This window comes from Ferdinandcohnia sp. Marseille-Q9671 (genome assembly GCF_976954385.1).
This window is the reverse complement of the sequence record NZ_CDRJTA010000004.1, coordinates 863,325-885,272: the sequence shown is the minus strand read 5'-3', so window position 1 is coordinate 885,272 and position 21,948 is coordinate 863,325. Positions and strand designations below refer to the sequence as shown.

Sequence of the window (21,948 nt, the reverse complement as noted above, 5' to 3'; positions counted from 1 at the left end):
TTAATCTACCACCCCTTATCTGAGAATTCTTCATTAGCAACAATTTCAGAGATATTACCGGATACATCAACATTATCAGGGGTACATAGAAATATATTTGACCCAATTCGTTGAATATCTCCACCTATTGCATAAACAGTACCACTTAAAAAGTCCACAATCCTCTTAGCCTGGTCGTGTTGTACTCGTTGAAGATTTACAACAACCGCTCGTTTGCTTTTAAGATGGTCAGCAATTTCTTGTGCTTCCGCATAAACACGGGGTTCAAATAAGACTACCTTAGAAGCTGTAGACTTTTGAACACTTTGTAAGCTTACGACATTTTGTTTTGTATTTGCTCTTGTTGGTTTAGGTGGTTCAATCTCTTCCTCTTCATAATAGTCATCTTCTTCATAATCATATTCATCTTCAAGTGCAAAAAAGCTCTTAAATTTTGACTTTATACCCATTCTTATCACCTCATATCAAATACGCCTTTAGCGTTTGTCCAACAAACTTCTATAAAATTAATGACATACGCTGATGGCTTGCCTTTTTCCATCTGATAGTACATTAATTCACTTTCAATTCATTCATATCCAAAAGAAGCGAATAATTAGAACTCTTTTCCAACAAGCGATGTTCCTATCCTGATGAAAGTAGCACCTTCTTCAATTGCAATGTCATAATCATTTGACATTCCCATGGAGAGCTCTTTACAAGGAGCGTAAGGAAGATTTAGAGCTTGTACATCATCTCTGAGTTTTCGCAAATTATTAAAACTTGTTCGAATAACATCTTTGTCCTCAGTATACGGAGCCATTGTCATTAATCCGACTACCTCAATTGATGGAAACTGAGCAAGTTTAGTTAAGAATTCTCCGATGTCATCAGGTGACATTCCATGCTTCGATTCTTCTCCAGATGCATTGACTTGTAGAAAGCACTTTATTTTATTTGTCGATCTCTTCTGAATCTCTTCTGCTAAAGAAAGTCTGTCTAAAGAGTGAATGTAATCAACCTTATCAATGATATTTTTGACCTTTCGAGTTTGAAGCGAACCGATAAAATGCCATATAGGTTTTGAGCCAATCTCTTTCCATTTCTTCAGTAGACCATCATCCCGGTTCTCACCAATATGTACAATTCCTGATTCAATGGCTTCTTTCGTTGTTTCTATACTAACATATTTCGTTACAGCAATAACAGAAACTGAATCTATAGGACGATTCGATTTTTTGCATGCTTGTGCAATATTTTTTTGTATATCTATTAAATTCTCTTTTACGCCCATGTTTATTACTCCTCCTTAAAACCAATAAAACTCATCATTCTTCCAGTTTTCCCTGCATCTCTTCGATGGGAAAAGAACAACTGATTCTCACAAGATGTACAATATGAGGAAACTTGAATATTTTCAGGAGGAATTCCTGCTCTCGTTAACAACTGATTGTTCAGCTCTTTTAAATCTAAACGATATTGATTATCCATTATTTGTTGATACGCTTTAGAGTTCACATTTTCTAATTTATTAACAAAATTGATTACATAACCGTCTACTATGTAACAACACTTTCCGATTGCTGGGCCAACAACAGCTTGTATCTCATGAGGCTGGACACCCTCTTGTCCCCATTTTCGAACCATTTCTCCAGCTATATCCTGTACGGTTCCTTTCCATCCTGCGTGTGCAATACCAATGATTCCTTTGGATGGAGCGAAAAAATAGAGAGGAACACAATCTGCAAAACAGAGTGTTAACAGTACATTTTTTTCTGTAGTGTATAGTCCGTCAGTGTCTTTTATACTATCCTCATAAGTAATAACGCCTGACCCAAGATGCTCTTTATAAATTTTAGCAATTTTATTCTTATGGGTTTGTTCAGAGCATGCCCAACTTTCAAGTGGAAAGCAAAGGATGTTCGATAACTTCTTTCGATTCGCCACAACTGTCTTCTCATCATCATTGACGTGTAAACCAAGGTTAAAAGAATCGTATTTCATTTTGCTATCTCCACCATTTTTAGTGGTGAATCCAGCAATTAGTTGGTCTGAATAATGATTCCAAGTAGTAAGTTCTAACACTTGTTCTTCATTCTTTTGAAAAAATGGTTCAAGCTTCATAACAACAATCCCTTATGTTTTGTTCTTCATTTCTTAACAGAGTTTTATTTGAAAGATGAAGCCTTCCTTTCGCTTATTTTATCATAGTTTAGCAAAAGAAAGGAGAATATGTTAGGAAAAATGTCAAATTTTAGCCTCGAGAGGGTGGTTTTAAAAGTCCAAGTGACAAGGCTACTAAACTTGGTATCCCACCGCCACCAAGTTTCACAAATTATAAACGTAAGATTTTTGCCTTAAGCTGTTGTTCCTTGTCTTCTAGCTTTTGTTACGACAACTTTTTGAACTCACATTTATTGTTCAAGATTATTTTGTGTTCGTACCAAAATTACATCTTTTCCTACCTTTATGATATTTCTCCATGGAATTACAATTTCCTCGTCACGTCCAAATAATCCTAACACTTTTCCATAACCGCTTATAATGATTGATTCTATTTTACCAGTTGATAGATTAATATCAATATCTCCAATATTGCCAAGTCTTTTCCCATCCACAACACTCACAACATCCTTAGCCTGAAAATCAGAAATCTTAACCATATCTGCTGCCCCCCTCAATTAAATACACCTTAGCGTATTTTGATTTTCTCTTCTCACACTGTCGATTTTATTTTTTATATAAATTCCTCTTATTGTACTACTATATGTTTAACTCACTACCTTTTATGAGAAAAATAGACGGATGGAGAGGGTAAGATTTTTTGACGATAAAAAAGACATTCGAAGAAACGAATGTCTAGTTATATAACCTTATACATGCTATTACTTGTCCACCAATGGGGAAAGTCATTATTAGTTTTGGATATTCTTATTCATTTGTTTAATTGCCGCTTTTTCAAGACGTGATACCTGTGCTTGAGAAATTCCAATTTCTTCAGCAACTTCCATTTGTGTTTTCCCTTGAAAAAATCGTTTTCGAAGTATTAATTTTTCACGATCATTTAGTCGTCTCATACCTTCTTTTAAAGCGATCTCTTCAATCCACTGGGTATCACGACTGCGCTCATCGCTTAATTGGTCCACCACATAAATAGGATCTCCACCATCATTATAAATTGGTTCAAATAATGACACTGGGTCTTGAATTGCATCAAGCGCAAATACTATTTCTTCATGTGGAACTTCTAAGACCTTTGAGATTTCTTCAGCCGTAGGTTCCCTGGATGTTTCACTCATCAAACGCTCTCTTACCTGTAGAGCCTTATAGGCAATATCACGAAGTGAGCGTGACACCCTGATAGGATTGTTGTCTCGCAAATAGCGCCGAATTTCACCAATAATCATTGGTACCGCATATGTGGAGAATTTTACATTTTGACCTAGGTCAAAGTTGTCGATTGATTTCATAAGGCCAATACAACCCACTTGAAACAAGTCATCAACAAATTCTCCTCTGTTGTTAAATCGTTGAATGACACTAAGTACAAGCCGTAAATTTCCATTTACGAGCTTATCGCGGGCAGACAAATCACCACTTTGCATTTGTCTAAATAACTGCCGCATCTCTTCATTCTTCAGTACTGGAAGTTTTGAAGTATCAACACCACAAATTTCTACTTTATTTCGAGTCAATTCTTTCCCTCCTAACAGGAGTTGCTGTACAAAGTTAAGTATCTCCGTTAGAGGGAAAAATATGCATTTCTAATTCACAACTATTTCCAAAACAGGCTCAAAAAAACTTAAAAATCCCGGTGTAGCAAGAATAAAATCACTTTTAATTTATTTAAAATTAAATGCCTTATATCCTGTTCATTTATCGCTTCACTAACTAGAAAGAAGTAGAACTACTACTTTCTTACATTAGACCATTTTGTTAAATTCTTTTCTAAGTCGTTTAATGATTCGTTTTTCTAATCTAGATATATACGATTGAGAAATCCCTAGCATATCAGCTACGTCCTTTTGTGTCTTTTCTTCACCGCCAATTAAACCAAAACGCAGTTCCATAATTTGTTTTTCACGATCATTTAACTGGTGTAATGCTTTTACTAAAAGTTTACGATCAACATTTGCTTCTAAATCCTTTGTGATAATATCCTCTTCGGTCCCGAGTACATCGGATAATAATAACTCATTTCCATCCCAATCAATATTTAATGGTTCATCAAAAGAAACTTCTGACCTTATTTTATTATTTCTTCGTAGGTACATTAATATCTCATTCTCAATACATCGTGAAGCATAGGTAGCGAGTTTTATTTTCTTTTCAGGATTAAATGTATTGACAGCTTTAATTAGTCCAATTGTGCCGATACTTATTAAATCTTCAATGTTAATTCCTGTATTTTCAAACTTACGTGCAATATAAACAACAAGACGCAAATTTCTTTCTATTAAGATTGACCTAGCTGCTTGATCCCCGCTTGGCAGCTTATTAAGAAGTACCTCTTCCTCGTCCTTTGACAACGGGGGAGGAAGCGCTTCACTTCCTCCAATGTAATAAATTTCATCCGTTTTTAGTCCTAGTTTTATTAAAAGTTTATACCATAAATATGTAAGTTTTAATTTTAGTTTAGCCACAGTAAGTTCTCCCTTCTAATTTGTAAAAAAATGAGTATGATATTTATAAATAGTAGTTAGATTAGTTCCGAATTAAAGAAACTTATGAAGCTGTCTGGATACTGGATGAAATAAGCATTTTCGGATGTACGATACAATCATATTCACCATCGGTTGAAAGTGTTGTGTGATTTAATGCCATTAGTCCTTTCTTCACAACATGCTCTTCATTCTCATGGTGGATTATTATTCGATCTGGTTTAATAGCTAGTAAGAATTGATGCTCTTGCCCAACCCCTCTATACGGAATAAGCCTTACTCGACTTTCCCATTCATGGGTTTCGGTTGTGATATCACCTGTTAATAGCTCTATATTCTTTGATTGTTCAATAAGTAATTTTGGGAACTGGTCCTCATATTTTTTAGTGTCTAGAATCATTACGGGACTTTTGGTAATTGGGTCAAACAGTTGATTCCCACTATCGACTAAGCCCTTAAGACGCAAAACAAGTCCATCAATTTCAAGTGTGACTGGAACAATTTGATCATAATGAATTTTTTTCGTCTCGATGTCTTCAATTCGATTCTTTGAGAAATACCATATGATTGGAAAACCAAGTAAAACAAATCCCCAAGATATTGGGCTTCCATAGCCTGATGATTGTGTCAATATTGTTCCATCAAATGCATTCACATCAAATTCTAGGAAATAATGAACCCCTATCATTCCACCTCCAATCATGAAAGTAGCAAAATAAAAGGTTAGCAAGCTTTGTATAAAAAAACGGAATCGTTTATATCCAAAGGCAACTCCTACAATCACCATCGAAAAGAGTAGTTTCGTACCAGGATGTGAACCAACCGTAGCGAATGGGGAAACTACAAAAAAAACTAATAGTGATCCAATGAACGCACCTGTTATAATCCGCCATTTAACAATTTTTCGCTTTAAAATAAGAGCAGTTAAAAGTAATAGCAGGGCATCAAAGAAAAAGTTCAACAACCATATGACATCCAGATAAATAGACAATCCTTTTCTCCTTTCACTAAACTTACTGCCTTTATTTACAATCTCAAAAGAATATCATGAATTCTAAAATTAAAATACATCCCATTCTATAAGACAAGTTGGCAAAACTAGATAACTTAGAAATTAGTATATAGTACATCTTATATGAAAGTCTGTCAGTTCATGCCGACTGTTAAAGAGAAATTTTGGAAGATTACTTCTTATTTTGTCAATTTACAATTTTTCATTGAAAGCTACCAATAAATTAGGAGGAGATAGGATAAACATAAAATAAAAATTTCAGCTAGTTTCCGGGCTTAAGTAGGTCGAATCCTACAGTTAGGCGGGGGATATGAAATTTGTCGAAGAGACTCGTTACTATTTTGTCGCTAAAAAGGAGGAAAAACAAAAAAGCACTCGACAATTTAACTTGTCGAATGCTTCACCATTAACTTAGATTATCCTCTTCTATTACGATTACGCAAGAAAGTAGGAACATCGATTTCATCATCTGCATGAATTGTACCTCGTGGACTTACATCCTGTACTGGTTCTTCACGCTTGATTTCCCTTCTAGGGGAAGTAACTTGTTGTACTTGTTGTGGTTGTTGTGGCTTTGAAGTAAATGAAGGTCGACTCGGACGAGTTGGGTCAAACTCCGCTTCTGTAAAACCTGTTGCAATTACAGTTACAATAATTTCTTCTTTTAGATTTTCATTAATTACAGAACCGAAAATCATGTTAACCTCTTGATCTGATGCAGATGCTACGATATCAGCCGCCTCTTGAACCTCATATAGGCTAAGGTTAGTACCACCTGTGATATTCATTAAGACACCTTGCGCACCATCAATCGATGTTTCAAGCAATGGACTAGAGATAGCCTTTTTCGCAGCTTCAGCAGCACGGTTTTCACCTGTAGCAACACCAATACCCATAAGAGCGGAACCTTTATTGGACATGATTGTCTTTACATCTGCAAAGTCAAGGTTAATTAAACCAGGGACAGCAATTAAATCCGAGATACCTTGTACACCTTGACGTAATACGTTATCTGCCTCACGGAATGCTTCAAGCATTGGTGTATTTTTGTCTACAATCTCAAGAAGACGATCATTAGGTATAACGATTAACGTGTCAACAGATTCCTTCATTGCAGAAATTCCACCAGCTGCCTGTGTTTGACGCTTTCTACCTTCAAAAGTAAATGGTCTTGTTACTACACCAACAGTTAGTGCACCTAGATCTTTAGAGATTTGCGCAATGACAGGGGCAGCACCTGTTCCTGTTCCACCACCCATTCCAGCAGTTACAAATACCATATCAGCTCCTTTAAGAGCTTCTTCAATTTGTTCTCTACTCTCTTCGGCAGCTTTTTTTCCGACCTCAGGGTTTGCACCAGCACCTAACCCACGTGTCAACTTTCCACCAATTTGCATTTTTATTTCAGCTTTTGAAAGGTTTAAGGCTTGAGCATCTGTATTAACTGCGATAAACTCTACACCTTGAACTCCATGTTCAATCATTCGGTTAACCGCGTTATTACCACCGCCACCTACACCTATTACCTTTATAGTAGCTAATTGATCAACGTTTGTATCAAACTCTAACATTATAAGATCCTCCTAATTTGCAAATATACTACATTAAAATCAACAGTGCCTTTAGCGTAATTCACACGGATTAGTAACTTGAAAGATTTCCTAGTTTTAATCTGATGCGTCCGCCGGAGGCTTTACCTTTTTTCATTTTTAGGATCCGGTTTAAACTTGAATTCTATAATAATAGCTCTTCATCGTCTTAGGACAACCTATGAATAATGTTACTAATTATTCAAAGAAGAGACCAAAGAATCGCTTTACCTTTTTCCCAATGTTTGGTTCATCTTTATCTTTCGTGTTTTTAGGTTGATTTTTAGCTTGTGGCTGTCTTGTAGGTCTTTTTTCTGTAGTTTCCATAGAGACAGTTGTGCCAATCTTTCTCCCTTGAATTCTTGCCTGTTCGTATGCAAATTGAATTAACCCAACACCAGTTGAATATTGGGGCTCTCTAACTCCAATATAATCTGGCTTTGCGATTCTAACATTACTTCGTAATACAAGCTGAGAAAGTTCTAAAACACCAGGCATATTCACTACTCCACCCGTAAGTACAAAGCCCCCAGGAAGATTTCCTACGCCCATTTTCTTAAGTTCTTTTTGAACCAATAATAAAATTTCCTCGAATCTAGCTTCAATGATTTCAGAAATTTGCAATTGTGAACAACGTTCTTGTTGATCACTGCCGATAATTGGAACATTAAAAACTTCTTCTTCAGATGCATCATCATAGAACGCATGTCCATGCTTAATCTTGATTTTTTCAGCATCCTCAGTAGATGTTCGTAATCCAATTGCTAAATCCTTCGTAATATGGTCCCCACCAACAGGTAAAACACTGGTTGCTTGTAAGTACCCATTATTGAATACAGCAATAGTCGTTGAACCTCCACCAATATCAACAAGAGCAACACCAAGATTTTTCTCATCATTAGATAAGGAAATTGAACCTGAAGCAAGAGGCTGTAAGGAAATAGCAGTAATGTCAAGTCCAGCTCTTTCGACACAGCGAAGCAGGTTATGTAAGATTGTTCGAGAGGTAGTAATAATTGTACCTTCAACTTCCAGCCTAACACCTAACATACCACGTGGATCACTAATTTCATCGTACCCATCCACAATAAATTGTTTTGGAGTCATATCTATAATTTCTCTTTCCGGAGGTAGAGAAATAAATTGTGCCGCATCAATTACTCGTAATACATCTTCATTACTAATTTCACGATTCTGACGAGACTCAGTCGAGACAGCCACTACACCATGGGCATCTTGTAATTGTACGTTGATAGCTGGAACTGATACAACTACTTGGTTTATTGAAATGCCCACCATTCTTTCTGCTTGCTCAACTGCCTTTTTTATAGAATGAACGGTTTCATCAATGTCTACAATCGAACCTTTTTTCAATCCTTCTGATTTAACATTACCCACACCAATTATGTTAAGGGAGTCATCTACCATTTCTCCGATGATTACCTTAACACTGGATGTACCGATGTCAAGACTAACACATATTTCATTGCTGTTCATTCTGTGGCACCTCCTTTTTTCCCTTAGAACATTTCATAAAAAACTATTATTATTAAACAACACAATTACTATTATTTTTCATAAAAAATTATACATATGAAAAATATTCAACAACCATTTGGAATTTCCCTCTATAAAAATCAATTTTTTTCTATTTTATCACGAGATAGGCTCCATTTGGATAAAATTATTCGTCTGATAACCGCAATATTTTGGAAAAGCCTCACCCCAAATGCAAACACAGCTACCAAATACAAGTCTACACCAAGATGTACGCCTAGAAAAGCTAAACTTGCTGCCAATAAAATATTAAAAAAGAAACCAGAAACAAAGACGGACTGATCATAAATATTTTGCAAGTGGGCACGAATACCCCCAAATAACGTATCTAACGCTGCTAAAACAGCAATGGATAAATAATTTGAATACTCTGCGGGAATTTTAAATTCAGATAACAGCCCGAGGATGATTCCGACTATAAGACCAAAAATTGGAAGCCACATTCCTTTGTTCCACCTTTATCACTTTTTATCTGGTTCCATATTAGGTTCCATCTCTGTAATCCTAATTGCGTCATCATAGGCAGGTATTGTTACTACCTTGCTTGGTTTTGATATTTTCAATCGTAAATTATCGATAAAAAACTGACGCTCTGCTTCGGATGCTTTTAATTTGTTATATAATCGCTCCGCATCTTCTGCAATGACTTTTATTTCAATCGGCAAAGGACTAATGGTATATGAGTCTATTTTAGGTCGGCCCTGGATTTCACGTATAACCGTTGTTGCTATGACCCTATGTCCATCGATAGATATTGCCTGTGCTTGGTAAGAGTTTAGTTCATTTATTAGCCACCTTAGCAGGCTCGGGGATATAGTTGTTGCTTGCCGTCCTGCTTCATTGAACGATTGCTCAACTGTAATCGTAATCCCGGTACCTGATACTGTTGTTAAACCAGCCTCTTTTTTCAATTCATCTAGTGTCTCTTTAAGGATAAGGACTCTACTATCTTCACGTTGATTTTCATATTGATCTAACTTTGCCTCATATGTATAGATCTTTGTTAACAGATCTGTATATAATTCTTGAGATTGTTTTAAATCCTCGCGTAATTCCCATAAATCACGGGTATCACGTATTTCAGGTTCTTTAATGGTTTGAAATTGGACAGCAACCATAAACCCTATTATGCTCGTAATAACCGTGAAACTTATGCCAGTTTTTTTGTCCAATTAAACCACTCACCCACATTAATTTTTTGCACGAAGTAGAGGATCCATTTGAATTTGTGCTTTATTCTCTAGTTTTACAACGATATTATCCTGTATTAATTGATCAGTTATCCCACCATTCATATTTAGGGCAGGTGTTAGGACATTCGGATCACCAATTGCTGATATAACAAAAGGCGCAGGATAGGGGTCACCATCTACCACTACTACGGGTCCATTACAGTAGATATAAGAATCGTGACTAAGTCTTTTGCCATTTACCGACACTGCTTGTGCGCCAGAGATGTACAATTCATTAATAACCTTGAATAAGTGACTTTCGTGGACAAGATAATTATTCACGTCTTTCCCTGATGGTACATAAGATGCATCCTCAAGTGTTACGACAACACCTGGACCTTTTACCCCTATCTCTCCAACAACCATACGGTATTTTTCTACCTCTTCAACTAGGTTGTAATAAACTTGTTCCTGTTCCTTTTTTGCGAGTTCTTCTTCAATTGCTTGTATTTGATTTTGTTTGTCTAGCAGTCTTAATTGAAGTTCATTATTTTTTTCATTTTGATCATTTAGTTCTGTTCGGATTTTAGACACTTCGTTCCATTGTTGCTCGGTGACTTGATTTGATTCCAGTTGTTCTTTTGTAAATTGATACGAGAATGAAATCATAAATCCAAGGACCAAGCATACAAATGAGAGAATGACATGTTTACCCTTCACCTTCATTTGTAACCATCTCCTCTAGTTCATTAGTGTTCTCGTATTCATATGGAATAAAAGTCGGTACAACATCAAGTTCAATATATCCATTCCGGGATGGGTCTAACTCAGACACTATTGACGGGTAAGCAGTTATATTTTTTGCAAAGTTTCGAACAGTTGCTTTTACTTCATAGCCATCAATCATATAAAGTGTCATCTGCAGAGGATCGTACTCTGTAGGAGTATGATGGATTTCAGAAATAAGATTTGAAATAGATGGTTGAACCTTTTCCAATTCTTTTGCAAGTATTTCTAATGCCTCGCTATCCCAATTTATTAGAATTGGAGCATCTACTGGTAGGGCTTTCGAACCGTTCTTTTCAGCATTTTTAATAATGGTCCCATCTTCGAGAATAGGATTAAAAGTGTTTTGACTGCTTAAATAACCTACCCTTTTATACTCACTTACATGAATCATAATTTTATTTGGAAGTTTTTTTTCAAGTTTTACATCCTTAATTTCCTTATGATTACTTATATTTTGAATCACTTCATCCTTGCTAACTTTCCAAAAGCTTGTCCCAATTTGCAAATTACTAAGCTCCTTAATTTGCTCGGATGAAATATTTTGGTTTCCTGTTATTGTTATTTCGCCGATTTTACTTAAAGGGGATTGAAAATAGAGAATTCCTGAAATCAATAAAAAGAAAAAGGTAATGTACATAATCAGTCTTCGATTCGCTTTTTGTTTTCTACGTTGCTTTAATTTTGGAATGCGGTCTTCAATTGTAACAACCTTTTGCTTCGCCAAATACATTCACCCCACTAGGAATACCTAGATATAAATACTTATGTATGAATTGTAACTACCTTTTAAAATGTAGTACGATTTATTTCTTTTTCACGAAAGAATAAACGGCATGTATACATGCCGTTTAAGGATTAAATACCTTGGCACTTTTTCGAGCAGCTACCAAGGTTTAACCATATTCAGCCGGGTTTTAGCTCCCGGCTGAATATAGTTACATACAGTAACACAAACATGTTATTGTATTATATCATATTTTCCTAGAAATTGGGTGATGAAACTATCTACATTCGACCAATTATTTCAACCTCTGTTTCCATTTGCACACCATGTAGTGAGTCGATCTTTTCTTTTATAAATTGAATCAAGTCAAGAACATCTTGTGCCTTTGCATCACCTGCATTGACAATGAAATTCCCATGCATTTCTGAGATTTTTGCTCCCCCTATGCTATATCCTTTTAATCCGGATTTCTCAACTAATTGTCCTGCATAGTTTGGAAGGGGATTACGGAAAATGCTTCCCGCACACGGAAGGTCCCAAGGCTGAGTGTCTCTACGATATTCTTTATTCTTCTTCATTACCGCTGAAATAGCTTCTTTTTCCCCCTGTTCAAGTTGAAAAACAGCTTCAACAACAATACCAGGTCGATTTTTCTGAAGGACAGAGGTCCGATACGAATATTGCATGTCTTCATTCGAAAGCCATTCTAAACTTCCATCCTCAAAAAGAATATGGGCCTTCGTTAATATTTTAGATATATCAGAACCATGTGCACCTGCATTCATATAAACAGCACCACCAATAGAACCTGGAATACCGCTTGAAAATTCTAACCCGGATAATCCCTTCCGAGCAATTTGAACCGCTAAACTTACAACAGAGTACCCAGCCCCGACAGTAATTGTTGTCCCATCTATTTCTAGGTGATTTATTCCATTTCCTAGTTTTATTACGGCACCTTCAATCCCTTTATCAGATACTAGTAAATTGGAACCTCTCCCAATTGCTCTCCATTTGATATCATGCTTTTTTATAATGTCTATTGTCTTTTTGATTGAATCAATGCTATTTGGTTCTATAAAAATATCTGCCGGACCACCAATTTTAATGGTTGTATGTTTAGATAAAGGTTCGTTTACTAAAACCTTACCAACGTTCGCCTCTTGAAGTTCTTTTACAATTTTGTCCATAATAACCTCCTTTACCAGCACTGTATACATGTAGATAAACGTTACTTATACTATATGCACCACTTTACCTTCATGGTACATTTGCCTACTTACCCCTAGTTACCCTTGCTTATTTGCACAAGATTTACTTAAGGACGCATGGTGTTACCACATAATCAGCATTCGTAGTCATAAATTAAGAATCAAAAAACTCCGCTATTAAAAATCGTTGAATGCGCCATAGGGCACTACATTCATTCAAAGTTAAGTTAGTTCATTTATCACATTGTATAACCTTTTTGCAGCGTCTGGTATACCTATTTTTGAGGAAGCTTTTTTCATATCCTCTAGTCTTTTTTGATTCAAAAGGATTGAATCAATATCATCGATAAGCTGTTTGCCTATTAATTCCTTTTCTAAGCGTAAAATAGCAGCTCCCTTGTCACTTAAGGATCTTGCATTTTTCTCCTGATGATTGTTAGTAACATATGGACTTGGAACCAGTATGCTCGGAAGGCCTAAAGCGGTCAGTTCAGCCAATGTTGTCGCACCCGCTCTGGCAACAACGAGGTCAACTCCAGCCAATACTTCTGGCATATTATGAATAAACGGTTTAATAATCACATTATCAGGGTTTCCAACAGCAGAAACCTTCTCCAGCACTGCATCATAATGAACCTCGCCAGTTACATATAGAAATTGATAATCTTTTTCTTTTGCTACTGGTAATGCGTCTAGAAATGCATCATTTAATGGTCTTGCACCTCTACTGCCACCCACAAGTAAAACAGACTTCTGAAAACTGTTTAGACCTACAGATTCTCTACCTTTTGCATCATCTTTTCCTACTACCTCAGAAGCACGTGGGTTCCCTGTAAGGATTACTTTTTCTTTTGGAAAGTACTCCTTTGCCTCTTCAAAACAAACGGCTACTTTATCCACGTAACGACTCAAAAATTTGTTCGTAAGGCCAGGAATGCTATTTTGCTCATGAATGATAGTTGGAATATGTAGTTTCGATGCTGCATATACGACTGGACCACATACATAACCGCCTGTACCAATAACAACATCTGGATTAAAATCCTTTATGAATCTTTTACTCTTTTTTACACCTGTAATAAAACGAGATATTGTTTTGATGTTGTCAATGGAGAGCTTGCGTTTAAAACCTGTAATGTCTATTGTTTTAAACGGAATACCTTCCCTAGTTACAATACCGTTCTCAAGACCTTTTTCGGTGCCAATATATAAAAATTCAGCTGAAGGATTAAGTTTTTTAATTTCTTTGATTAAGGCTAGTGCAGGATAAATATGCCCACCTGTACCTCCACCACTTATAACTATTTTCAAGGAAACTCCTCCCACAATGAAAAGCAAACGGCGACTGTCTATCGAAGAGGTTAGAAAAGATGATACTAACAAAATGTTTATCTCACCTTTCTAAGCAAATGGCCTATGTCGTTGAGTCAATAGAGCCAGTTACTAGACATCTAAAGTCGGCCGAACTTTCCTATTTTTTCATTCATAAAATGGTTTAACCCTGTTAGTTAAAACAGGGTTAAACCATTTCATAGTATAACATATATTCATACGATTTTGGGTTAATACCTTGAATACCTACTTATATTTAAAAGGACTCCGACAGCCATTAACATTAAGGTTAAAGATGAGCCACCATAGCTCAAGAATGGAAGAGTAATGCCGGTTACTGGCATTAGGCCGGTTACAACTCCGATATTTATGATAACTTGGATTGCAATCATCCCGATAATTCCAATTCCAAGGAAACTTCCATAAAGATCTGGGGCACCTAAGGCAATTCGTACGCCCCTCCACAACAAAATACTAAATAATATTATAACAAAAGAGCCACCAATGAAACCCAGCTCCTCGGCAAGTATTGCAAAAATAAAATCTGTTTGAGGTTCAGGAAGATAGAAAAACTTCTGCCTACTTTGTCCTAAACCTAATCCAAATAATCCACCAGGTCCAATTGCATATAATGATTGTATAATTTGAAAACCAGTTCCTAACGGATCTTCCCAAGGATTTAAAAAGGAGGTAATCCGTTTTATCCGATAAGGTGCAGACAAGATCAATCCGACAAATCCAGCAGCACCGATTAAACCTAGAACAGCAAAATGAGAAATCCTTGCACCAGCTACATAAATCATAACTATGCAAGTACCTACCATTACAGTTCCTGTCCCTAAGTCAGGTTGAAGCATAATCATTCCAAAAGCAAGAAAAACTAGAGCCAATGAAGGCATTAACCCTTTTTTAAAGGATGTAATTTTTTTCTGATTTTCAGATAGATATTTTGCCAGAAACGCAATCATGGCCAATTTCATAAACTCCGAGGGTTGAATTGAAAATGCCCCAACACCAATCCAGCTTTGAGATCCATTTCGTTCCATCCCAATTCCAGGAATTAATACAAGAACCAATAAAACAAAACAAATAATAATAAGTACTTTTGCCCAGGTTCTCCACGTCCAATAATCTACATTCATAATAAAAAACATGGCGATAATTCCAACACTTGCAAATAAAAGTTGTCTTTTAGCAAAGAAAAAGGAATCATCAAATTTATATGTAGCCCATATTGCACTGGCACTATACACCATTATCAATCCAACTGCTAAAAGAGTAAGTGTTGTAATAATTAAAATAATATCCGGAGTCGTTTTTTGGGTCACAATCAAAACACCTCTACATTCTAGATTCAGAGCTTATGAAAAACAATCCTCAAAGTGAATTTCCGAAAAATCCACCACAAGCCTTTCTCTAGATTGTCCAAGCCCTTACTTAAGCTTATGCACGGCGTTTATAAAAATGTCTCCTCTTTCTTCAAATGTTTTATGTTGATCCCAGCTCGCACAAGCAGGTGATAGTAATATAACATCACCTTCATTTGAAAGGTTGTAAGCTTCTTTTACCGCTGCTTCAACATTATCGACATGTTTAATTAAATCTATTCCGGCAATCTTTCCTGCTCGTTCTAGCTTGTGCGATGTTTGACCAAAGACAACCATCGTCTTTACCCTTTTTAATTCAGGTACTAGATCATCAAACTCATTTCCTCGATCAAGTCCACCTGCTAAAAGAATTACAGGTTGTTCAAATGCAGTAACCGCTTTTTGTGTAGCTAGAATATTCGTTGCTTTTGAATCATTATAAAACTTTCGACCCTTAATCGAAGTTACATACTGAAGTCGATGTTTTACACCAGTAAATGTAGTAAGTACTTCGATAATTGCAGTTGTAGGAACTTGTTTAAGTTTTGCCACAGCTACAGCAGCCAATATATTTTCTAGGTTATGTGCCCCGGGCAGGACAATATCCTTAATCTCAATTATTTTCTCATTCGCAAAGTAAATACTATGGTCCTTAATAAAAGCACCGTCTTCTATTTGTTGTGTAGTAGAAAATAAAACCTTTTTCGCACGACAAGTTTCTGCCGCTTGAAGGACCTCTTGGTCATCGTAGTTGATCACACAAAAATCCTCTTCCGTTTGATTTTCAAAGATTCTTGCTTTTGCCTTAATGTATTCTTGCTTCGTCCCATGATAATCAAGATGAGCATCAAAAATGTTTAATAGGACTGCGATTTTTGGAGCAAAATCTTCTATGCCCATTAATTGAAAAGAGGAAAGCTCTGTAACAATTACATTTTCCTGCTTAGCAACTTTTGCAACCTCACATGCAACTGTACCGATGTTTCCGGCAATTAGAGGGTTTTTAAGTCCTTTATCGAGCATTTCAAATATTAAAGTAGTGGTAGTTGTCTTTCCGTTTGAACCTGTAATCCCAATAAAATCTGTAGCAGAAATGTGATAGGCAAGTTCCACTTCCGTTAAAATGGGAATCCCTTTTTCCTTCGCTTTAACAAGCAATGGATTACTGTATGGAATTCCTGGGTTTTTTATTACAAAGTCAAAATGATCATCCAAAATATCAATTGGATGACCCCCACAAATAACCTTTATACCCTTTTTTTCGAGCTCTTGAGCAGCCTCATTTTCTTTAAACGGCTTCTGGTCATTAACGGTGATATATGCCCCAAGCTCATAAAGGACATTTGCAGCTGCAAACCCACTTTTGGCGAGGCCAATTATTAATATATGTTTTTTTGTAAACTTCATTGTATTTTTCAATTAAACCCACACCTCGATATAGATTCCAAGAATCGCACATAGTAATCCAACTGTCCAGAATGTCACTACAACACGCCACTCAGACCATCCTACTAGTTCGTAATGGTGATGCAAAGGACTCATCCTGAAAACACGTTTTCCTGTTGTTTTAAATGAAATAACCTGAATAATAACAGACAAGGTCTCAATGACGAAAACCCCACCAATTAACAATAATAGGATTTCAAGCTTTAGCATAATTGCAACTGTAGCAATAGCTCCCCCGAGCGCAAGCGAGCCCGTATCCCCCATAAATACCTTTGCAGGGTTTGCATTAAATACAAGGAATCCTAAGACAGCACCTACCACCGCCACACAGAAGATCGCTACATCATATTGGGCTTGATTCCAGGCTAATACCGCGAACGCTCCAAACGCTATAGCTGCAGTACCTGATACTAACCCGTCTAAACCATCTGTTAGATTCACAGCGTTTGAAAAACCAACTAACCAGATGATTAAGAACAGTACATATAGTATTTTCAAGTCAAATTCAATTTCAGTACCAGGAATAGAAATTGAGGTAGAGAAATTATTTTGTTTGAAAATAAAATAAAAGATAATAGCAATTATGATTTGACCAAAAAGCTTTTGTCTTGATGTTAAACCAAGATTTCTTTTTAAAACAACCTTAATAAAATCGTCTAAAAATCCTAAAACTCCATATCCTAGTGTTACAAATAAAAGCAAATATGTAGTTACTGATAGCTCACCAAGTCTATTTGATACTAGGATAGTAGTAATCAAAATAGAAACAAGTATAATAATACCACCCATAGTTGGCGTACCTGATTTCTTCTGGTGAGACTTTGGACCTTCTTCGCGGATACTTTGTCCAAATTTTAATCTACGTAAGAAAGGGATAAAAATGGGTGAAAGGACTACACTTATGACAAAGCCAATTGCAATGGAATATAATACTACTTCTTCAATCATTCTTATCCCCTCCCTTCTTCAATCATAGCTAGCTTATTAGTAAGTTTCTTCATTTCGTCTATTGTGTTTTTTTCATAATTCATTTCTTTTTCATCTGTGAATAATATAAATTTTGTCATTGTATCATACCTATTTTCTTCGATTTTTTGCTCGTATAGTTCGACTATTTGTCTGAGTGCTTGTAGTGTATCATTTACTAAGAATACAGGAAAATGATTAGGAAGAAAACGTGGAAGTTTTTCACCCTTTGGCCACACTGCTCCAATTGCGCCATTATCCAATGCACGTTTTAATGACTCATCACTTTTTTCTTTCTTAATTGAAACATATAATCCTTTTTTTGAAACAACAGACGGACTACACACTACTTGTTCAAAGACAATTCCTGCATCTTTTATACCAAATGCATTATTAAATAGCTTCCATAAATCTTGATTGGATAACAATTATTTCAACTCCTTAATTGCACGAGCTGCAACAAGGCGATCATCAAATGTATAGGTTTTGTTACCGATAATTTGATAGGTTTCATGTCCTTTACCAGCAATGACTATTATATCATTTTCAACCGCATTTGAAATAGCATAAAATATCGCTTTTTCCCGATCCGGAATCGTGAAATAAGAATCTCCCGTAACTCCTGCTTCCATCTCACTTAAAATTGTCATAGGATTCTCGGAACGGGGATTGTCAGATGTAAAAATAGGGACATCTGCGAACCTCGTTGCAATTTGAGCCATGATCGGTCGCTTAGACCTGTCTCGGTCTCCACCACAACCCACAATAACGATAATTCTCCCAGCTGACAATTGTTTAACAGTTTTCAAAACATTCTCTAGGCTATCAGGTGTATGAGCATAATCCACAATCACAGTAAAGTTTTGTCCTTCTTCGACTATTTCAAACCTCCCAGGAACACCTTTTACTTTTTCTACTCCAGCTATTATGGATGACATCGATAACCCCGACACAAAGCACGAGGCTATTGCTGCAAGTACATTATACACACTGAATAAACCGATTAATTTCGTTTTCACTTTGTAAGATCCTATTGGTGTTTGTAATTCAAATTCTGTTCCAGAAGAAGTCATTTGTATGGTAGAAGCCATGAAATCACTAGATTGATTGATTCCGTATGTAACTATAGTTGCGGAAGTAGATCTAGTGTATTCTTCTGAAGCAGGATCATCATTATTTAGGACGGCATATTTGGGGGCTTTTGCCTCGAAACGGTTTCCTAAACTAGCAAACAATAAACCCTTTACCCTACGATATTCATCCATGGTTTGATGATAATCTAAATGATCTTGGGTCAAATTCGAAAATACAGCAACATCAAAATCACAGCCATGAACTCTCCCTATATCGAGCGCATGAGAAGAAACCTCCATAACAACTGTATTCACATTTTCTGAAACCATTTGTTGAAAACTCTTTTGAAGTGTTAATGATTCTGGTGTAGTATTTTGCATTTCAATTGTTTTGTTTCCAATTTTCGTATACATCGTCCCTATTAAGCCCGTTTTTCGTCCTGCCTCATTAAAGATCTGTTCGATAATATGACTTATCGAAGTTTTCCCGTTAGTCCCGGTAACTCCAATTAAATGGAGTTGGTGTGTCGGGTGATGATAAAACGCATCAGCAAGTTTTGCCATTGCTCTACGTGTATTCTTTACCTTAATAACTGGAATAGACACAGCAACCTCTTGTTCGGCGATAATTGCAACAGCACCTTTTTCTTCAGCCTGTTTCGCAAAAGAATGACCATCAAATGTACTGCCTTTGACACAAAAGAATAAACTTCCCTCTATTACCTCCCTCGAGTCCATTTCAAGAGATGTGATTAAAGGATTTGCATTACCTTTGTTTGTAAAATCATGCAAGTTAGCTAACAACTCTTGTAATCTCATCATGAATTTTACCATTTCCTCTCGAAAAATTTACTCAAGATTTCACATACAAATTAACATATTACGCTAGACTTTTCTTGTTGTCTAGTACCCTATTTCCTATTACTTATCATCTGAAAAAAGGACACCTTACCAAAAATTTTATTCCCATATATTAAAGGTATTCCTTTTTATAGAAAAAAGAAGCCAAAAGGGGGATTCCTTTTTGCTTCTTAGTTCTGATTTTTCGATTCTTTTTTGTCGGAGGATTCCCCAAGGTGGATTCGTAGTGTTGTACCTTCTTGTACCCGCTCTCCTGCTTTTGGAGCTTGGTCAACTACAACATTTCCTTCTCCACTTATATCAAGTTTTATATTGGTAAGCTGCTGCTGTAGTTCTTTTTTTGTTAAACCTAGCACATTGGGAACTTCAATATATTTTTTGTCTGTCCACAATCTAATTTCCTTCTCGATTTGTTCCTTTCGCTTTTCAATACCTAATAGGGGCAAGCTTTCCCTCATGATATCACCAACGATTGGAGCGGCAACTACGCCACCAAACTGAACTGTTCCCTTTGGATTATCTACTGCAATGTAGACAACAATTTGGGGGTCATCAGCAGGTGCAAATCCGATAAATGAAACAATATGATTATTCTGAAGGTAGCCACCACCCTTTTTGGATTTCTGGGCTGTACCTGTTTTTCCGCCGACACGATATCCATCCACATACGCTCCACCACCCGATCCTTTAGCAACAACATTTTCAAGAGCGTATCGTACTTTTTCTGATGTCTCTTCAGAAATAACATTGCGCTTTGCCTGTGGTGTATTACTTTCGACAACCTTACCTGTTATCGGATCAATCCATTCTTTTGCTACATATGGTTTGTATAAGGTTCCTCCATTAACAGCGGCTGCAACAGCTGCTACTTGCTGAATTGGTGTTACTGCAACCCCTTGACCAAATGCGGTCGTTGCTAATTCAACAGGTCCTACATTCTCTGGTTTAAATAGTATTCCAGTACCTTCCCCTTGCAAATCAATTCCTGTTTTTTGCCCGAAGCCAAAATCCTTAATATACTTAAATAATGTATCTTTTCCTAATCTTGTACCAAGCTCCACAAAACCTGGGTTACAAGAGTTTTGAACCACTTCTAAAAAGGTCTGATGTCCATGACCTCCTCTTTTCCAGCACTTTAGTGTAGCCCCTCCTACCTTGACAAAGCCAGGGTCATTAAAAGTGTCCTTTTCTAAGTCCACTTTCCCCTCCTCAAGTGAGGCTGCAAGAGTAATAATCTTAAAGGTGGAACCTGGCTCGTATGTACTCCAAACAGGTAGATTACGATTATAGATTTCCTGTGGTACATTACGGAAATTAGCTGGGTCAAAGTCAGGACGTGAGGACATCGCAAGTATCTCACCCGTATTCGGGTCCATGGCAATTGCAATAATTCCATCAGGATTATATTGAGCCTCAGCAATATCCAACTTATTTTCAATAATTGTTTGGATACGTGAATCTATTGTTAACCGTAAATTAAGACCATCTTTCGGGGGTGTATAATCATCTGCAATATCGGGCATTCTTTTACCTTTAGCATCTGAATAAAACTGGACACTACCCCTTTCCCCTTTTAACTTTTCATCGTAATTCTTTTCAATACCTGTTAATCCTTGATTATCTATCCCCGCAAATCCTAATACATGGGAGAGATAGCTTCCATTCGGATAATGACGTTTCGAATCTTCCGCAATATACACACCTTTTAACTCTAATGCTCGAACTTCATTCGCTTTTTCATGGGTTATTTTTCTGCCTTCAGGGTTAATGTAAACTTTAGACTCATTCTGGGTAATTTTTTTATAGGCTTTTTCCTTGGACATGTTTAATACAGCTGCTAGTTTTTCTGCTGCTTCTGCTGGGTTCTCAATTTGTCTTGGAACCACTAGCACTGTTGGAGCACTTTGATTTGTAGCTAATTCCACATCATTCCTATCAAGGATTTTTCCTCTTTCCGGCTCAAAAGGGATGTCTCTGCTCCACGAATCCTTGGCAAGTGCGGTAAGCTTTTCTCCTACAAAAAACTGAACATACCCTAAACGCACGTCAATAATAAGAAATAATAAAAAACCTATAAATAAGACTAGTGATAATCTTCTTCGAACAGTCACGTTTGAAACCCGCATATTATTTACCTCCTAATGCATCCCACAATAGAAATTGTGGACCTTTTCTGATAAATAGTCGCCCCTTATTAGATTCCATTGAA

General features: G+C 36.5%; 21 protein-coding genes. All 21 read right to left on the bottom strand.

What is annotated here, in order from left to right:
• Nucleotides 1-5: 5 nt before the first annotated feature.
• The gene (locus tag ACWNMY_RS19655; RefSeq protein WP_449539936.1) at nucleotides 6-449 is read right to left on the bottom strand and encodes a cell division protein SepF; all 444 of its coding nucleotides are present in this window, start codon (nucleotides 447-449) and stop codon (nucleotides 6-8) included.
• A 146-nt stretch (nucleotides 450-595) separates the two neighbouring features.
• On the bottom strand, nucleotides 596-1,273 hold the full coding sequence (locus ACWNMY_RS19650) for a YggS family pyridoxal phosphate-dependent enzyme (protein WP_449539935.1): 678 nt from the start codon (nucleotides 1,271-1,273) through the stop codon (nucleotides 596-598).
• Nucleotides 1,274-1,278: 5 nt separating this feature from the next.
• Nucleotides 1,279-2,103 (bottom strand): peptidoglycan editing factor PgeF, encoded by an 825-nt coding sequence (gene pgeF / locus ACWNMY_RS19645; RefSeq protein ID WP_449539934.1) that lies wholly within the window; start codon nucleotides 2,101-2,103, stop codon nucleotides 1,279-1,281.
• Nucleotides 2,104-2,393: 290 nt separating this feature from the next.
• Entirely contained in the window at nucleotides 2,394-2,642 is a 249-nt protein-coding gene (locus ACWNMY_RS19640) for a YlmC/YmxH family sporulation protein (RefSeq protein WP_449539933.1), read from the bottom strand.
• 252 nt (nucleotides 2,643-2,894) lie between these two features.
• Nucleotides 2,895-3,716 (bottom strand): RNA polymerase sporulation sigma factor SigG, encoded by an 822-nt coding sequence (gene sigG / locus ACWNMY_RS19635; protein WP_449540497.1) that lies wholly within the window; start codon nucleotides 3,714-3,716, stop codon nucleotides 2,895-2,897.
• Between the two features lie 186 nt (nucleotides 3,717-3,902).
• Nucleotides 3,903-4,622, bottom strand: a complete 720-nt coding sequence (gene sigE, locus ACWNMY_RS19630; protein ID WP_449539932.1) for an RNA polymerase sporulation sigma factor SigE — start codon at nucleotides 4,620-4,622, stop codon at nucleotides 3,903-3,905.
• Nucleotides 4,623-4,704: 82 nt separating this feature from the next.
• Nucleotides 4,705-5,631, bottom strand: coding sequence for a sigma-E processing peptidase SpoIIGA (spoIIGA, locus tag ACWNMY_RS19625; RefSeq protein ID WP_449539931.1), 927 nt, complete (start codon nucleotides 5,629-5,631; stop codon nucleotides 4,705-4,707).
• 437 nt (nucleotides 5,632-6,068) lie between these two features.
• The gene (ftsZ, locus tag ACWNMY_RS19620; RefSeq protein ID WP_449539930.1) at nucleotides 6,069-7,223 is read right to left on the bottom strand and encodes a cell division protein FtsZ; all 1,155 of its coding nucleotides are present in this window, start codon (nucleotides 7,221-7,223) and stop codon (nucleotides 6,069-6,071) included.
• A gap of 216 nt (nucleotides 7,224-7,439) precedes the next feature.
• The gene (gene ftsA / locus ACWNMY_RS19615) at nucleotides 7,440-8,738 is read right to left on the bottom strand and encodes a cell division protein FtsA (protein WP_449539929.1); all 1,299 of its coding nucleotides are present in this window, start codon (nucleotides 8,736-8,738) and stop codon (nucleotides 7,440-7,442) included.
• 140 nt (nucleotides 8,739-8,878) lie between these two features.
• Entirely contained in the window at nucleotides 8,879-9,241 is a 363-nt protein-coding gene (locus ACWNMY_RS19610) for a small basic family protein (protein WP_010282644.1), read from the bottom strand.
• An 18-nt stretch (nucleotides 9,242-9,259) separates the two neighbouring features.
• Nucleotides 9,260-9,970 carry a DUF881 domain-containing protein gene (locus tag ACWNMY_RS19605; RefSeq protein WP_449539928.1) on the bottom strand — a complete coding sequence of 237 codons (711 nt, stop codon included), beginning with the start codon at nucleotides 9,968-9,970 and terminating at the stop codon, nucleotides 9,260-9,262.
• 18 nt (nucleotides 9,971-9,988) lie between these two features.
• Nucleotides 9,989-10,696, bottom strand: a complete 708-nt coding sequence (locus tag ACWNMY_RS19600; protein ID WP_449539927.1) for a DUF881 domain-containing protein — start codon at nucleotides 10,694-10,696, stop codon at nucleotides 9,989-9,991.
• A complete protein-coding gene (locus ACWNMY_RS19595; protein WP_449539926.1) occupies nucleotides 10,680-11,489 on the bottom strand; it encodes a cell division protein FtsQ/DivIB in 810 nt (269 codons plus the stop codon). Before ACWNMY_RS19595 ends, ACWNMY_RS19600 begins: the two co-directional genes overlap by 17 nt.
• A 275-nt stretch (nucleotides 11,490-11,764) precedes the next feature.
• Nucleotides 11,765-12,673, bottom strand: coding sequence for a UDP-N-acetylmuramate dehydrogenase (gene murB / locus ACWNMY_RS19590; protein ID WP_449539925.1), 909 nt, complete (start codon nucleotides 12,671-12,673; stop codon nucleotides 11,765-11,767).
• Between the two features lie 243 nt (nucleotides 12,674-12,916).
• Complete coding sequence (gene murG / locus ACWNMY_RS19585) at nucleotides 12,917-14,005, bottom strand: undecaprenyldiphospho-muramoylpentapeptide beta-N-acetylglucosaminyltransferase (protein ID WP_449539924.1); 1,089 nt, start codon at nucleotides 14,003-14,005, stop codon at nucleotides 12,917-12,919.
• Between the two features lie 251 nt (nucleotides 14,006-14,256).
• Nucleotides 14,257-15,357 carry a stage V sporulation protein E gene (gene spoVE, locus ACWNMY_RS19580; protein ID WP_449540496.1) on the bottom strand — a complete coding sequence of 367 codons (1,101 nt, stop codon included), beginning with the start codon at nucleotides 15,355-15,357 and terminating at the stop codon, nucleotides 14,257-14,259.
• Between the two features lie 102 nt (nucleotides 15,358-15,459).
• Nucleotides 15,460-16,812, bottom strand: coding sequence for a UDP-N-acetylmuramoyl-L-alanine--D-glutamate ligase (gene murD / locus ACWNMY_RS19575; RefSeq protein WP_449539923.1), 1,353 nt, complete (start codon nucleotides 16,810-16,812; stop codon nucleotides 15,460-15,462).
• On the bottom strand, nucleotides 16,813-17,787 hold the full coding sequence (mraY, locus tag ACWNMY_RS19570) for a phospho-N-acetylmuramoyl-pentapeptide-transferase (RefSeq protein WP_449539922.1): 975 nt from the start codon (nucleotides 17,785-17,787) through the stop codon (nucleotides 16,813-16,815). It abuts the gene before it with no gap.
• Nucleotides 17,788-17,789: 2 nt separating this feature from the next.
• Nucleotides 17,790-18,233, bottom strand: coding sequence for a hypothetical protein (locus ACWNMY_RS19565; RefSeq protein WP_449539921.1), 444 nt, complete (start codon nucleotides 18,231-18,233; stop codon nucleotides 17,790-17,792).
• Nucleotides 18,234-19,697, bottom strand: a complete 1,464-nt coding sequence (locus tag ACWNMY_RS19560) for a UDP-N-acetylmuramoyl-L-alanyl-D-glutamate--2,6-diaminopimelate ligase (protein ID WP_449540495.1) — start codon at nucleotides 19,695-19,697, stop codon at nucleotides 18,234-18,236. It lies immediately after the preceding gene.
• 212 nt (nucleotides 19,698-19,909) lie between these two features.
• The gene (locus tag ACWNMY_RS19555; RefSeq protein WP_449539920.1) at nucleotides 19,910-21,865 is read right to left on the bottom strand and encodes a stage V sporulation protein D; all 1,956 of its coding nucleotides are present in this window, start codon (nucleotides 21,863-21,865) and stop codon (nucleotides 19,910-19,912) included.
• Nucleotides 21,866-21,948: the final 83 nt, after the last annotated feature.

Coding starts and splice junctions, on each gene's coding strand:
- ACWNMY_RS19555 (WP_449539920.1), bottom strand. CDS start 21,865: ATGCGGGTTTCAAACGTGACTGTTCGAAGAAGATTATCACTAGTCTTA.
- ACWNMY_RS19595 (WP_449539926.1), bottom strand. CDS start 11,489: ATGTATTTGGCGAAGCAAAAGGTTGTTACAATTGAAGACCGCATTCCA.
- ACWNMY_RS19655 (WP_449539936.1), bottom strand. CDS start 449: ATGGGTATAAAGTCAAAATTTAAGAGCTTTTTTGCACTTGAAGATGAA.
- ftsA (WP_449539929.1), bottom strand. CDS start 8,738: ATGAACAGCAATGAAATATGTGTTAGTCTTGACATCGGTACATCCAGT.
- ACWNMY_RS19560 (WP_449540495.1), bottom strand. CDS start 19,697: ATGAGATTACAAGAGTTGTTAGCTAACTTGCATGATTTTACAAACAAA.
- ACWNMY_RS19600 (WP_449539927.1), bottom strand. CDS start 10,696: ATGAAGGTGAAGGGTAAACATGTCATTCTCTCATTTGTATGCTTGGTC.
- ftsZ (WP_449539930.1), bottom strand. CDS start 7,223: ATGTTAGAGTTTGATACAAACGTTGATCAATTAGCTACTATAAAGGTA.
- ACWNMY_RS19650 (WP_449539935.1), bottom strand. CDS start 1,273: ATGGGCGTAAAAGAGAATTTAATAGATATACAAAAAAATATTGCACAA.
- pgeF (WP_449539934.1), bottom strand. CDS start 2,103: ATGAAGCTTGAACCATTTTTTCAAAAGAATGAAGAACAAGTGTTAGAA.
- murB (WP_449539925.1), bottom strand. CDS start 12,673: ATGGACAAAATTGTAAAAGAACTTCAAGAGGCGAACGTTGGTAAGGTT.
- mraY (WP_449539922.1), bottom strand. CDS start 17,787: ATGATTGAAGAAGTAGTATTATATTCCATTGCAATTGGCTTTGTCATA.
- ACWNMY_RS19640 (WP_449539933.1), bottom strand. CDS start 2,642: ATGGTTAAGATTTCTGATTTTCAGGCTAAGGATGTTGTGAGTGTTGTG.
- ACWNMY_RS19610 (WP_010282644.1), bottom strand. CDS start 9,241: ATGTGGCTTCCAATTTTTGGTCTTATAGTCGGAATCATCCTCGGGCTG.